We start from the raw sequence: 12,890 nt of genomic DNA, 5'->3' as shown, positions 1-12,890 counted from the left end.
CTCCTCGTGCGGGTCTAGTGAGCAGTCCAACCGCCTTCGATCGGCATCACGGCGCCGGTGATCGAAGCCGCGTCGTCCGAAGCCAGGAACAGGCAAAGCGCGGCAACCTGCTCGACCGTGACGAACTGCTTGGTCGGCTGCGCTGCCAACAGAACATCCTTGATCACCTGCTGCTCGGTGATGCCGCGCGCCTTGGCGGTATCCGGTATCTGCTTCTCGACCAGCGGCGTGAGCACGTAGCCGGGGCAAACGGCGTTGACTGTGATGCCCTGTTCGGCAACCTCCAGCGCGACTGCCTTGGTCAGGCCGGCGACACCGTGCTTGGCAGCGACATAGGCGGATTTATAGGGTGATGCGACGAGCGCGTGCGCCGAGGCCACGTTGATGATGCGGCCCCATTTGCGCGCCTTCATCGCCTGCAAGGCGCGCCGGATCGTATAGAATGAAGACATGAGATCGATCGCCACCACCGCTTCCCATTTCTCGATCGGGAAGTCGTCGATCGGCGCGACATGCTGAATGCCGGCGTTGTTAACCAGTATGTCGACGGCGCCGAACTCGGCGATGGCTTTGTCCATCATCGCCGTGATGGCGTCGCCTTTGCTCATGTCGGCATTGTCGTATCGAACGGCGGCCTGATGATCGGCCGCAAGCTTGGCCCGCAGGCGTTCGATCTCGGCGGCGTCGCCAAAGCCGTTCAGAACGATGTTGCAGCCCTTGGCCGCGAAGGCTTCGGCAATGCCTTGCCCGATGCCGCTGGTCGAACCGGTGATGAGCGCTGTCTTGCCTTTGAGCATCGTCTTGTCCTTCCGATTGCGCTACGAGCGACGGGGTGCGGGCCGGCTCTGGATCTGACGATGAGTATGGTGAACCGCCGCAAGCTGCGGAAATGCCGTTGAGACATGGATTCGATAGCTGACGGTCAGATCGTCGGCTGTGGAGGTCGATCGACCGCTCGGGTTGTTTGACGTCAGGGCAGCTAGTAAGATTGCATGGCACCCGGGCCGTGCCGTATGCACGTCCAGTGAGGGAGCGTGCAGTGGAGATCAGCCAGGTCCGATACTTCTTGGCCGTTGCCAAGGAACTGAATTTCACGCGGGCGGCCGAGCAGTGCAATGTCACGCAGCCGGCGCTGTCGCGCGCCATCAAACTCCTGGAAGATGAATTCGGCGAGCCGCTTTTCCACCGCGAGCGCCGTTTCACTCACCTCACCGAGCTCGGCCGCATGGTTGAGACCTTCTCGAGGGAGTCTTCGAGAACTCTCGCCAGGCAAAGCAGATTGCCGAGCAATATGTGAGCCTGAAGAAGATGCCGCTCAAGGTCGGCATCATGAGCACCATCGCTCCGGACGAGATCATCGAGCTCATCGCGGCCGTGCGCGCGCACCACCCGGGCGTCGAGCTGCATCTTTGCGATGCGGACGCGGCAAGCCTCAGGAGAAGGCTGATCGAGGGTGAGCTCGAGGCTGCCATCTATGCGTTGCCTTCAGACGCCCCGACGAAGAAGTGCACGCCCTGCCGCTTTTCCAGGAGCAGATGGTGATGGCTGTTCACCTGACCCATCGCTTGCCAATCAGCGCGCGGTGCGGGTGAAGGATATGAGCAACGAAAGCTACATCCATCGCAACAATTGCGAGTTCGCCGGCTACGCGGATGCCATCCTTGCCGAACAAGGCGTCACGGTCAGCCCGGTATACTGGAGCGATCGTGACGACTGGACATTGGCGATGATCGCCGCCGGGCTCGGCTTCGGCTTCATGCCCGAGCATACCGCCAAGCATCCTGGCGTGGTGCCTCTGCCGATCACGGAGCCGGAATTCTGGCGGGAGGTCAATCTCGTCACGGTGCGCGGCCGCAGGCATTCGCCCGCGGTCGGCGCATTGGTGCGAGAGGCCACGCAGAAGAAATGGTTCGGCGAGCGGGCTAAAGCGTTGTCCGCCGCCGAATAGGGTCGCCGGGCAAGGCAGCGTGCCTTGCGTGTCCGGGCAATGCTTTTGCGCATTCAGTTCTTCTTGACGGTTGAGGTCACCGACTGGATGACTTCCGTCGCCATCTTGAACTGCGCGGTGCGGTCGGTGATGCCGTGCCGCTTGGCGATCCAGTCGAAATCGCTGTAGGCGGCGTAAACCGAGCCGTCGGCGCTCTGGTAAACCAACACTCTCACAGGCCAGTCGAGCCCGGCTTCGGGATTGGAGGTGATGAAGGTGGTGCCGAGCGCCGGATTACCGAACATGACGAGCCGCGACGGCCTGACGTCGTTGCCCGCATTCTTGCCAAGCTGTGCCTGGTCGATGACGCCGAAGAACTTGATGCCTTTCTTGAGCACGTCCTTCTTGATGCGGGCGACGGTTTCAGCGACGGAATAGTCGCTCTTGACGGTGACGACGCCGTCCGAAGCCGCAGCCGGGAGGGCAGCAGACATCAGCATGGCGGCGCCTGCAAACAGAGCTTTGAGATGGTTGGTCATGTCGGTCTCCTTGGTTGGACAACTAAGTTTCGATTTTAGGTCTCAGGCCTTCGGCGTTTGCAGCACGCGCGCGATCGCGATCGCACTGGCGAGAACCGCGGCCAGCACGATCACGCATGCGGTCCAGCCGACACGGTCGTAGATCTGTCCGATGAGGAAGCTGCCGGCGAGCCCGCCCGCGTAGTAGGACGCGAGATAGATGCCGCTCGCGGCGGCGCGATCGCGCGAGGCGGTCCGGCTGACATGTCCCGTGGCTATCGCTTGAGCCAGGAAGGTGCCGACGGCAACCAGCGCCATCCCGGCGAGGACGACCGGAAGGCTGGGTGCGAGCAGCAGAAGCAAACCAATGATCGCCAGCCCAAGCGTCGCGCCCACCCCCATTCTCGGGCCAAGGCCTAAGGCTACGCGCCCGGCGAGCGGAGTGGTCAGCATTGATGGCAAAAAGACGAAATAGACTGCGCCAAGCGCCATGGGGGTCAGCGAAAGCGGCACCGCGACAAGCTGAAAATTCACATAGGTGAACGTGCCGATAAAGACGAACAGGATCAAAAAGCCGATCGCAAAGCAGGCACGCAGCTCGGCGTTCCGCAACGGGGCTTTCCAGGCGGCGCGGGCGAGCCCCTCTCCCGCGTCCGCGCGCATCATGGATGAGGTCTTTTGCAACGTGAACCAGACAAGGGCGGCGCCGAGCAGATTAAGCGCGGCGAAGGTCAGAAAGTTGGTGGAGATGCCGAACGTGTCGGCGACGGCCGCCGACATCAACCGGCCGAAAAAGTTGCTGGCAACATTCCCCGTCACATAGGCCGCAAGCGCGCTCGTCGTCTGCCGCGCCGAAAAATGCTCCGCCAGGTAGGCCATGGTGAGCGTGAACGCAGTCGACATGCAAAGGCCTTGCACCACGCGCAGCAGCGCGAAGACCACAATATTGTCCGTCTGCGACAGCAGCGCCGTCGGGATCGCCAGGATGGCCAGGCTGATCCAGATGCCGTTGCGGCGGTCGATGCCGCGCCCAAAGAGAGCGACGGCAATCCCGGCCACCGCCATGCCGAAGGTGCTGGCGTTGACGGCAAAGCCCATGGTGGCGCGGCTGACGCCGAATTTCACCACCAGCGACGGCAGGATGGCTTGGGTGGCGAACAGATCGACGAGCGTCAGGAACGCAATCAGCGCGATCAGGCCGAAGCGCCAGCTATCCGCGGCCGCCATGCGAAGCCGCGTCGGTTCGGAATGCTCACTGGTCGTCATGACGGGCTCCGTTGCCACGTCCTCAGGCAATCGCCCGAGGACGGGCTGTTGGTTTCTGATGGATATCTTCACCGCGACGAGCGGCTTACATCATGTGATCGTTGTGCATCGCCGGCGGCAGGACGTCGGCGGAATAGAGGACGGCCGGGACCTTGCCGTTGTTCTTCCACCAGTGGGCGAGCTGGCCGAACTCGGCGGTCGCGTCGCCGGCCGGATGCTCGATGCCGACCTTGCAGGTGCTGGCGTATTCAGTGATCGAGCCTTCGACGACTATAATGTTGGCAGGGCGGACATTGTGCTCATGCCACGGCACGACACCGCCGGGCTGAACGACGAGCTTGCGAAGGCGCAGCATGTTGCCTTTCCAGGCCTCGCCCTTGCTGCTCAGATCGATTGCGGAAAGCACCGTGTCGGTCACGCCGACCGGCTTGCTTGGATGTTCCTGGACATCGGTGGTGGCGGCCTGGCCGGCAGGGCAGTCGCCGGCGAAAGCCGGGGCCGGGGAAAGTGCAACGGTCGCGGACAGCATGCCCAGCGCGAACGCAAGGTTGAGTTTCTTGGTAGCCATGTCGTATTTCTCCTTTGTCGGTGCCCAATCGCGGGAGGCGGGGCATGACGAGGAGAGTGACCGGAGCCTCCTCGAAAGAGAAATGCTGACTGGCTCTTAAATCGATACCTGAAAACTATCGTGGTTCATCATACCGGCGCAGCAATCCGCGCCACGACAGACCATGGCGTCGGTTCTTTTCTTCGACTTGCTATGCAGCCGTTTTCCTAACCAGATCGATGCCGCTTTCCGGCCAGCTATGCGCCTTGACGCTGTTGACGAAGGTTGATGTGGCCGGCGAGAACCGGCGCCCGGCCACGACGACAAGCGATACCTCTCGCCAAACCTCCGGATCTATGACGGGCCTGACCTGCAATCCCGGGATGACGGCGCTGAACTCCGGGATGAAGCAGATGCCCAGCCCGCCGGAGACCATGTTTTGAATCCAGTCTTCGCGCTCGCTGGCGTAGGAGATCCTGAGCTTGACGCCACGTTCATTGCAAAGGCCCGCAAGATAGTCGCGATACTCGCAGTTCAGGCGCCTGAGATAGTTCTCGCCGTCGAGCTCCGAGATGGCGACATTGTCGTTTCGGGCCAGCCGGTGCCCGTTGGGAAACGCGAGCACGAACCGCTCGCGATAGAGGGGCGTGACATCGAACCTTTCCGGAAAACTGTTGCTCGACGCCATGATGGCGACATCGATCTCACCCGCTTCCAGCAGCTGCGACAGGGACGCCGGCACCCCCTCGACAAGCTGCAGCTGGATGCCCTGTTGGCGTCGGTTGAAGTCCGTCAGCAGCCCGGTGAATCGCCGCGGACCGATCGTGCACATCACCCCAACCTTGAGATTTGCATTCTCCAGGCAAAGGAATCTCGACGCCTCCTGGCGAACGCCGGTCACCTCATCGAGGATCTGCTGAAATCTGGGGCGGAGCAAAGCGCCCAAATCGGTGAGGTGCGTCAGATTCCGCTCGCGGCGAAACAACAGTCCGCCGACCTCATCCTCGAGCTGCTGGATGGCGCGCGAGAGCGCCGGCTGGGTAACGTTGCACTTCTCGCCTGCGCGCGTGAAATTCCGGGTCTCGCAGACGGCCAGGAAATAGCGAATGTGATGTATGTCCATGCGGGTCGTCCCTCAACTGCATCTGCAGGCTCGAACCCTGCCGCAATGCATTCCATCACGCCAATGCACGGGGGGTATAAAGTCGATAGCAATCGGTCATGATGAGCTTCCGGCGAATGCCCTCGCTTTCTCAAAAGGATGATGGCGAGCAAGCTGCTCGCCATCGTGCCGCCGTCCGATGTTGCCCGAAACGGTTGTCGAGCGCTCAGTTGGCGCCGCCGAGCGCCTGGAGGTTGGCGCAGAATTCGGCGTGCGGCTTGCTCATCGCCGCATCCTGGCACTCCTTCATCATCGCGCCCTGCTTGTCCTTCGACATCGCGTCCCAGGCGGCCTTGAATTCAGCCTTGGGCTTCATCGTCTTCATGCTGGCGTCGGTGAAGAAGGGCTGCATGTTGGACGGCTCGTCGAGCGCGCCGGCGAACGCAGCGCCGCCGAGCATGGAAAGTGCAAATGCGCCGATGCAGATGGCTTTGATATTCATGGTGGGATCCTTCTCCGGAGTTGTGCAATCGCCCCTTTGACGACTGCGTTGATGACCGGCAGCATTTTGGAACTCTATTGTTCCCGCTTGCCGAGGTGGACCTTGCTTCATCCGGCGCTCAATTCGCCAATGCCATCTGCGAATGGGGTTTATGCCGGTTCTGCATTCCGGGCGTGCGCCGCTAATTGGCTCCGCCCAAAACAAGCACGTTGGCGCAGTATTGTGCGTGGGGTTTGCGTTGCACGCCTTCGTCATCTTGACTCGGTCATGCTTTGACAGAGCGAACCAGGCCTTCTTGAACCCGGCCATCGGTTTCATCGTCTTCATTGTGGAGTCTGCATAGAAGGTCGGGAATGCAGCGAGGTCGCTGAACGGGTCGGCGGACGCCGGGCTCACGCCAAGACAAACTGCAAGCACAGCCACACAGGCAAGTTGTCTTCTCATCATTCATCTCCCTTCCAGGCGCGGCTCCGGCAACGGCGCCAGCCTGATCGGGATGAAGATTGTCGCGCGCGGGGCCAGCAGCCAATGCAATCTGCCTATGGACTTCATGCCACCTTGGCATTTCGGCTGAACAAGAAGATGCGGCAGTCTCTCTCCAATCGCCCTTGCTGGCGACCTTGGGATGGAGACCTGGCCATGCTTGCCCAGTGCGCAGCGAGCACAGTCCAATCGATCACGTCAGCGACGGATCTTATCACGTCAGTGACGGATCCTAATGTCGAGGGCCGGACGATCGACATCGTGCTGGCAAACGACGCGCATGCCGCTTTCGTCTGGGGTGTGCTCGATCGGCTGCTGGACGAGCCGAACTGCAGCGTGAGCGGCGTTACCGCGTCGGGCTTTGCAGCGATGCAGGCGGCGGTCTTTGCTTATGGGCTGACCATCGGCGGAAGGCGCGGCGCGCGGACGGCGCTCGCCAATTTCTGGCGGCGCGTCAGCCATGCCTCGATGTTCGCCATCGACAGAACGAGCCTGCTTAGATCGATGCTGGAACAGTCGATCGAGCTTCAGCCTATCCGCGACGAAGACTGCCCGGTGAAGCTGCGCGTCGTGGCCGTCAACGCCCGCACAGATGCGGTGAAGATATTCTCGGACGAACAGTTGTCGATAAACGCGATCGTGGCGGCAGCGGCTGTTCCGTTCCTTTCGCCGGCCATTGAGATCGATGGCGATCTCTATTGGGGCGACGGCGACATCTCGCAATTGCCGCCTGCGGCATCAATCGGAGCCTGCCATCGTGTGGTGGTCAGCGGCAAGCCGTCGATATTCATGGCGCGCTGTCCGGATCGCAGCCCCGGCGCCGCCCAATGCGCGACCGGATGCGCCCCGGTTCACAGCATCTTCGACAGCCACTATCGAGCTGGAGCTCCGCTGCTTGTGAGGCCCTGGATCGATTGGGGCGAGCTGACCGACATTCGCGACAGGGGACGGCAATGTGCCGAAGACTGGCTTGCGGCTGATCTTTCCAGCACCGACGAGCGCCCGGCCAGCGACTGCAGAACCCAATACATCTAGGCGCTTTCCTCCCGCCTAGCCGCGCCTGCTTCGCATACTCCCGTATGCAGGCGCCAGGCCCTCCGGTTCCCGGCCGGAGGGCCTTTTCGCGCCGCCCTCGGCACATCGTGGCCCGCTTATCAATTCCATGCCGAGACAGCATTTCAGCTCGGCATGGCGATCGTGGAAACTGATCTGCAGACGGGCCTCAGGGCCGGTCTTTCCGTCGAAACGCCAACCAGGAGACAAGCCTGTGATCAACACCAAGACCCTTATCGGCTCGGCCCTCGCGGCCGCCACCTCGCTCGCCGCCACGGCGGCATATAGCGGCCCCGCCGCCAAGCCCGGCTTCGCCTTCGAGAAGTGCTACGGCGTCGTCAAGGCAGGCCAGAACGACTGCCAGACCGCGACGCATTCATGCGCCGGCACTTCCACCGCCGACAACCAGCCCGACTCCTGGCTCTACGTGCCGGCCGGCAGCTGCGCGAAGATTTCCGGGGGCAGCGACAAGCCCAAGGACTAGCCGACTTTCCACCTCGAGCAATCAGACCAGAAGGAGGAGACCGATGTCCAATATGTTTTCGCCACTCGCTATCCCCGCATCGGCGGGCATCGGTCTTCGCTCGCCCCACATCGCGGAGATGCTGACGCGGCGCCCGTCCGCAGGCTGGCTCGAGGTCCACGCCGAGAACTACATGGGCGACGGCGCGGGCGTCCAGGCGCTGGAAAGACTGCGCCAGACCTACCCGCTGTCCGTGCATGGCGTCGGTCTATCGCTGGGCAGCGCGCAAGGCCTGGATCGCGACCATCTCGAAAGGCTGCGCAAGGTCTGCGAGCGCTTTCAGCCCGATCTGGTTTCCGAGCACCTTGCCTGGAGCGTCGCCGACGGGGCCTATCTCAACGATCTTCTGCCGTTGCGCTATGACGAAGAGGCGCTGGCGATCGTTGCCCGCAACGTCGAGACAGTTCAGGACACGCTGAAGCGACGCGTGCTGATCGAGAACCTGTCGGCCTACCTGGCATTCGCGGACTCCTCGATGAACGAGGCCGAGTTCCTGGCGGCGCTCGTAGCGCGAACCGGCTGCGGCCTGCTGCTCGACGTCAACAATGTCCAGGTCTCCGCGCACAACCTGCAATATGACGCCAAGGCATTCATCGACGCGCTGCCTGAAGAGGCTATCGGCGAGATCCATCTCGCCGGCCATGCGACCAACAAGGTCGGAACCGACACCGTGCTGATCGACGATCATGGCTCGCGCGTGCCGCCGGTCGTCTGGGCGCTCTACCAGCATGCCGTGGATCGGCTTGGGCCGCGCCCGACATTGATCGAGTGGGACACCGACGTTCCCGTTCTCGACGTGCTGCTGGGCGAAGCGATGTGGGCCGACATGCTGACCGCATCGATCATGTTCAGCCGCAAGCAGGCGGTGCGGCGCGAGCAAACGGCAGAAGTCCGAGCGACGCCGATCCGCCTGCCGATCGAAGCCGAAACGACAACCAGCATGCCCGTCCTTGCGGCGTTCGCGGCTGCCAGAACCGCGAGACCATCCGTCTCCCTGGCGCTGCCTCCGCTCGAGGAGGAATACCATGCTGCCGCTTGAGCACCTGCAGACCACGATGGCGCGCTCGGTGCTGGCCAAGGGTCCAACGATCGCGGCGAGATTGCTGACCGCGGGAAAGGCCGATCCGCTAGCCCGCCTGCGCATCTACCAGAACAACACCCGCAGCTCGCTGACAGCTGTGCTGATGGCGGTTTTTCCAGTCACGGTTCGCCTGGTCGACGAACGTTTCTTCCGCTACGCGGCGAGCGAGTTCATTCGACGCCATCCGCCAACGGAATCGCGGCTGGCGCGCTATGGCGCCGGCTTCCCGCGCTTCCTCAAATCAACCGACACGCTGTCCGACATGCCGATCGTTGCCGAAACGGCGCGGCTCGAATGGGCCATCGCCGAGGCGCTCGATGCACCTTCGTCGCAGCCCCGCAGCCTCGCCGAATACGACAACACCGAGTTCGGCCCGTCGCCAGATATCGTGTTGCAGCCTTCGTTGCGGCTGATCATTTCGCACTGGTCGATCCTTTCGATATGGACTGCGCATCAGCAGGAAGGACCCGTCGACCAGAACAGCGCCTGGACAAGGCGCCCCGAACGCGTGGCGTTGTGGCGGTCGGGGGATAACGTGCGACTTGCTCTGCTCGACCGTGCGAGCCTCGCCTTCTGGCATTCGCTGAAGCATGGTCTCGGCCTTGAGCATGCCACCGGCCGTGCGTTGGCCCTCGACCCTGCCTTCGATCTGGTTTCCGCCCTTATGCGTCTGTTCGGCGACGGTCTCGTCACCAATGTGCGCGTCGCCGCGAATTTCCTCTCAAACACATGGAGACAGTCATGAGCGCAGCATCAGAACATTCCTCATCCATGCCGGCCGGCCTTGTCGGCCTCTACAGGCGCGCCATCAAGCTGCCCGAACATATTCCATTTTCGCTGGTCCAACTCGCTGCGCGCGTGGCGGTGGCGCATGTCTTCTGGCAATCGGCCCAGAGCAAGCTCGCCTCGTGGCCAGTGACGCTGCAGTTGTTCGCAAACGAATACAACCTGCCGTTCATCGATCCCTCGATAGCGGCGCCATTGGCGACAACGGCCGAAATCACAGGCTCGGTGTTGATCTTTTTTGGACTGTTCTCGCGCCTGACGGCCCTGATGCTGCTCGGCGTCGTCTCCGTTATCCAGATCTTCGTCTATCCGGAGAACTGGGCCGAGCACCTGTTGTGGGCCTCGTTGCTGCTCCTCGTGCTGACGCGCGGCGCCGGCATTTTCTCGCTCGACTATGTGGCTGAACGAACCGTTTCGGCGTCCGGCAGATGAGCGTCCCGACGGGCGGGACTATCGCTTACCCCGTGCTCGTGGACTTTGACGATAGCCATGTCTTGAAATCGGAGCGAAAGACGGACGCAGACTTTTGGCTCTCAAGAGCTTCAGCAAATTCAACGGGATAGGCTGGTGCTGCGAGAGAGGATTGAACTCTCGACCTCTCCCTTACCAAGGGAGTGCTCTACCACTGAGCTACCGCAGCCTGCGATGGCGGCGCTTCTGCCATATCGAACCGGTAAGCGCAAGGCCAAGAAAAACCCAAAGCGTCGCATGTGATTCCCGCCGGCAATTATGCGGTTTGGGGCGGCATGGGCGGCTGATCCACAGGATGAACCCGACTTTCGGCCCGCTTTCATGACATGGCCGCGCGAAAATGCTAGCCATTGCGGAATCGCGGCCGGCTGACCGCCGGTCAGGAATGGACGATGGACGACAAGGCAAATCCACCGAAAAAAGGCGGCGGCGAGCGCAAGGACCGGCTGGCCGAGGCGCTGCGCGCCAATTTGCAGAAGCGCAAGATGCAGGCACGTTCGCGACGGGTTGGCGACGCTAACAAGCAGCGCGCCCGCGACCGTGACAAGCAGCGCACTGGCGACGTTCACAAGCAACGCGCCGGCGACGCTGACGAACAGCGCGCTGGCGATCCCGACGATCGGCCGGAAGAGTTGCCGGCTGCAGGAAAAATGCACAAGGACTGACCAAATCAGCCATACTGGCCGGCCACAGTCGGTCCGGTTTTAGGAAAATCCTATTTCTTGAACCAAGCCGGCCAATAGTCTAAGCCGGGCACACTCAAACCGATTGAAGCGGCCTGTTCGGGCCGAGGGGACGTTTTCTCATGGATCGCATCAGAATTGTCGGCGGCAACGAGCTTGCCGGCACCATTCCGATCTCGGGCGCCAAGAACGCGGCATTGCCGCTGATGATCGCCTCACTGCTCACCGACGACACGCTGACGCTGGAAAACGTGCCGCATCTGGCCGATGTCGAACAACTGATCCGCATCCTCGGCAATCACGGCGTCGATTATTCCGTCAACGGCCGGCGCGAAAAGCAGCAGGAAGGTTATTCGCGCACCATCAATTTTTCCGCCCGCAACATCGTCGACACCACCGCTCCCTACGAGCTGGTTTCGAAGATGCGCGCTTCCTTCTGGGTAATCGGGCCGTTGCTTGCCCGCATGGGCGAGGCCAAGGTGTCGCTGCCCGGCGGCTGCGCCATCGGCACGCGCCCGGTCGACCTGTTCCTCGAGGGCCTGCAGGTTCTCGGCGCGGAACTCGACGTCGACAATGGCTATGTCATCGCCAAGACCCGGAATGGCCGCCTCATCGGCAATCGCTACGTGTTCCCGAAGGTCTCGGTCGGCGCCACCCATGTGCTGATGATGGCGGCCTCGCTCGCCAAGGGCGAGACGGTGCTGGAGAACGCCGCCTGCGAGCCGGAAATCGTCAATCTCGCCGAATGCCTGATCGCCATGGGCGCCAAGATCCACGGCGCCGGCACCTCGACCGTCACCATCCACGGCGTCGAGGCGCTGTCGGGGGCGCGCGTGCGCGTCATCCCCGACCGCATCGAGACCGGCACCTATGCCATGGCCGTCGCCATGACCGGCGGCGACGTGATGCTCGCTGGCGCCCGTCCAGACCTGTTGCAGACCGCGCTTGACGTGCTTGTCGAGACCGGGGCCGAGATCACGCCGACCAATGAGGGCATCCGCGTCAAGCGCAACGGCACCGGCATTGCGCCGGTCGACGTGACCACCGCCCCCTTCCCCGCCTTCCCGACCGACCTGCAGGCGCAGTTCATGGGCCTAATGACCATGGCCAAGGGCAAATCGCGCATCACCGAGACGATCTTCGAAAACCGCTTCATGCATGTGCAGGAGCTCGCGCGCCTCGGCGCCCACATCACCCTTTCCGGCCAGACGGCGATCGTCGACGGCGTCGCCAGACTCAAGGGCGCTCCCGTCATGGCGACCGACCTGCGCGCCTCGGTGTCGCTGGTCATCGCCGGCCTTGCGGCCGAAGGCGAGACCACGGTCAACCGCGTTTATCACCTTGATCGCGGCTTCGAGAGGCTGGAAGAGAAGCTCTCCGGTTGCGGCGCGGTGATCGAGCGCATTTCGGGCTGACGCTTCGCAGCATTCTTTCCCAGCGGTTGCGCCGAGCGGAAAGACCGCATAACAGAACGTTGAATTGTCAACGTTCAGGGTGCGCATTCCGCATGGCAGCTCTCAAGCTCATCGCGCTCGACGACCAGGATCTGAGCATCGTCTCGGCGCATGTCCAGGACGCCGTGATGAAGGTCTCCGACCTCGAATATCTGCCGGCGGCCAAGCGCTTCGTGCTGACCATGAACCGCTTCGTCTGGGAAGCGAAATCCGGCTTGTTCCGCCAGCACAATGAACGGCGCCAGAGTGTCTTGCATTTCGATCGCGTGCTCGGCGCCAAGACCAACGGCATTGCGCGCGACAAGCCGGCCGAGGTGCTGTCGCTGCTGGCGGTCAGCTTCATCGCCATCAGCAAGCCGGCCGGCATCATCGAGCTGATCTTTTCGGGCGGCGGCACCATTATGCTTGACGTCGAATGCATCGAGGCCAGGCTTGCCGATATCGGCGGCTCCTGGGAAGCCACCTCGCGCCCCCTGCACAGAGGCTGAAGCGCG

The 12,890-nt window shown here is 62.4% G+C and carries 17 protein-coding genes and 1 tRNA gene; 11 read left to right on the top strand and 7 right to left on the bottom strand.

The window, feature by feature from the left end; genetic code table 11:
• Window positions 1–14 precede the first annotated feature (14 nt).
• Window positions 15–797, bottom strand: coding sequence for a 3-hydroxybutyrate dehydrogenase (locus LB526_RS10065; protein ID WP_224523808.1), 783 nt, complete (start codon window positions 795–797; stop codon window positions 15–17).
• 242 nt (window positions 798–1,039) lie between these two features.
• Between LB526_RS10065 and LB526_RS10060 the strand changes: the two genes are divergently transcribed.
• Genes LB526_RS10060 through LB526_RS10050 form a run of 3 tightly spaced genes read left to right on the top strand, consistent with a single transcriptional unit; the run spans window position 1,040 to window position 1,948 of the window.
• On the top strand, window positions 1,040–1,297 hold the full coding sequence (locus tag LB526_RS10060) for a LysR family transcriptional regulator (protein ID WP_224627471.1): 258 nt from the start codon (window positions 1,040–1,042) through the stop codon (window positions 1,295–1,297).
• On the top strand, window positions 1,294–1,542 hold the full coding sequence (locus LB526_RS10055; protein ID WP_318011885.1) for a LysR family transcriptional regulator substrate-binding protein: 249 nt from the start codon (window positions 1,294–1,296) through the stop codon (window positions 1,540–1,542). The genes LB526_RS10060 and LB526_RS10055 overlap by 4 nt, the downstream gene beginning before the upstream one ends.
• Complete coding sequence (locus LB526_RS10050; RefSeq protein WP_263482389.1) at window positions 1,475–1,948, top strand: LysR family transcriptional regulator substrate-binding protein; 474 nt, start codon at window positions 1,475–1,477, stop codon at window positions 1,946–1,948. The genes LB526_RS10055 and LB526_RS10050 overlap by 68 nt, the downstream gene beginning before the upstream one ends.
• Window positions 1,949–2,001: 53 nt before the next feature.
• Here the strand turns inward: LB526_RS10050 and LB526_RS10045 are convergent, their stop codons facing one another.
• From LB526_RS10045 to LB526_RS10025, 5 genes are all read right to left on the bottom strand, one after another.
• Window positions 2,002–2,466 carry a DUF302 domain-containing protein gene (locus LB526_RS10045; protein ID WP_411967370.1) on the bottom strand — a complete coding sequence of 155 codons (465 nt, stop codon included), beginning with the start codon at window positions 2,464–2,466 and terminating at the stop codon, window positions 2,002–2,004.
• A gap of 42 nt (window positions 2,467–2,508) precedes the next feature.
• Window positions 2,509–3,711: an MFS transporter gene (locus LB526_RS10040; RefSeq protein WP_224627470.1), complete on the bottom strand. Its 1,203-nt coding sequence runs from the start codon at window positions 3,709–3,711 to the stop codon at window positions 2,509–2,511.
• A gap of 85 nt (window positions 3,712–3,796) precedes the next feature.
• Window positions 3,797–4,279: a cupin domain-containing protein gene (locus LB526_RS10035; protein ID WP_224627469.1), complete on the bottom strand. Its 483-nt coding sequence runs from the start codon at window positions 4,277–4,279 to the stop codon at window positions 3,797–3,799.
• 190 nt (window positions 4,280–4,469) lie between these two features.
• Window positions 4,470–5,381 carry a LysR family transcriptional regulator gene (locus tag LB526_RS10030; protein ID WP_140847189.1) on the bottom strand — a complete coding sequence of 304 codons (912 nt, stop codon included), beginning with the start codon at window positions 5,379–5,381 and terminating at the stop codon, window positions 4,470–4,472.
• A gap of 205 nt (window positions 5,382–5,586) precedes the next feature.
• Window positions 5,587–5,862, bottom strand: coding sequence for a hypothetical protein (locus LB526_RS10025; RefSeq protein ID WP_224523767.1), 276 nt, complete (start codon window positions 5,860–5,862; stop codon window positions 5,587–5,589).
• Window positions 5,863–6,294: 432 nt separating this feature from the next.
• Between LB526_RS10025 and LB526_RS10020 the strand changes: the two genes are divergently transcribed.
• From LB526_RS10020 to LB526_RS10000, 5 genes are all read left to right on the top strand, one after another.
• Window positions 6,295–7,380: a patatin-like phospholipase family protein gene (locus LB526_RS10020; RefSeq protein WP_224627468.1), complete on the top strand. Its 1,086-nt coding sequence runs from the start codon at window positions 6,295–6,297 to the stop codon at window positions 7,378–7,380.
• Between the two features lie 232 nt (window positions 7,381–7,612).
• On the top strand, window positions 7,613–7,882 hold the full coding sequence (locus tag LB526_RS10015; protein WP_224627467.1) for a DUF2282 domain-containing protein: 270 nt from the start codon (window positions 7,613–7,615) through the stop codon (window positions 7,880–7,882).
• Window positions 7,883–7,925: 43 nt separating this feature from the next.
• A complete protein-coding gene (locus LB526_RS10010; protein WP_224627466.1) occupies window positions 7,926–8,960 on the top strand; it encodes a DUF692 domain-containing protein in 1,035 nt (344 codons plus the stop codon).
• A complete protein-coding gene (locus tag LB526_RS10005; RefSeq protein ID WP_224627465.1) occupies window positions 8,947–9,747 on the top strand; it encodes a DNA-binding domain-containing protein in 801 nt (266 codons plus the stop codon). Before LB526_RS10010 ends, LB526_RS10005 begins: the two co-directional genes overlap by 14 nt.
• On the top strand, window positions 9,744–10,220 hold the full coding sequence (locus tag LB526_RS10000; RefSeq protein ID WP_411967366.1) for a DoxX family protein: 477 nt from the start codon (window positions 9,744–9,746) through the stop codon (window positions 10,218–10,220). The genes LB526_RS10005 and LB526_RS10000 overlap by 4 nt, the downstream gene beginning before the upstream one ends.
• Window positions 10,221–10,353: 133 nt before the next feature.
• On the opposite strand, the gene LB526_RS09995 is transcribed toward LB526_RS10000, so the two are convergent.
• A tRNA-Thr gene (locus LB526_RS09995) sits at window positions 10,354–10,428 on the bottom strand.
• Window positions 10,429–10,651: 223 nt separating this feature from the next.
• Between LB526_RS09995 and LB526_RS09990 the strand changes: the two genes are divergently transcribed.
• The 3 genes from LB526_RS09990 (at window position 10,652) to LB526_RS09980 (ending at window position 12,884) form a co-directional block, all read left to right on the top strand.
• Window positions 10,652–10,924 carry a hypothetical protein gene (locus tag LB526_RS09990; RefSeq protein WP_141245297.1) on the top strand — a complete coding sequence of 91 codons (273 nt, stop codon included), beginning with the start codon at window positions 10,652–10,654 and terminating at the stop codon, window positions 10,922–10,924.
• Between the two features lie 140 nt (window positions 10,925–11,064).
• Window positions 11,065–12,357, top strand: coding sequence for a UDP-N-acetylglucosamine 1-carboxyvinyltransferase (murA, locus tag LB526_RS09985; protein ID WP_224627464.1), 1,293 nt, complete (start codon window positions 11,065–11,067; stop codon window positions 12,355–12,357).
• A gap of 92 nt (window positions 12,358–12,449) precedes the next feature.
• Entirely contained in the window at window positions 12,450–12,884 is a 435-nt protein-coding gene (locus LB526_RS09980; protein WP_224523715.1) for a DUF2948 family protein, read from the top strand.
• The last annotated feature ends 6 nt before the right edge of the window (window positions 12,885–12,890 follow it).

This window comes from Mesorhizobium sp. CA6, from assembly GCF_020165035.1.
Classification (GTDB): domain Bacteria; phylum Pseudomonadota; class Alphaproteobacteria; order Rhizobiales; family Rhizobiaceae; genus Mesorhizobium.
This window is presented reverse-complemented; position numbering and strand designations above follow the sequence as displayed.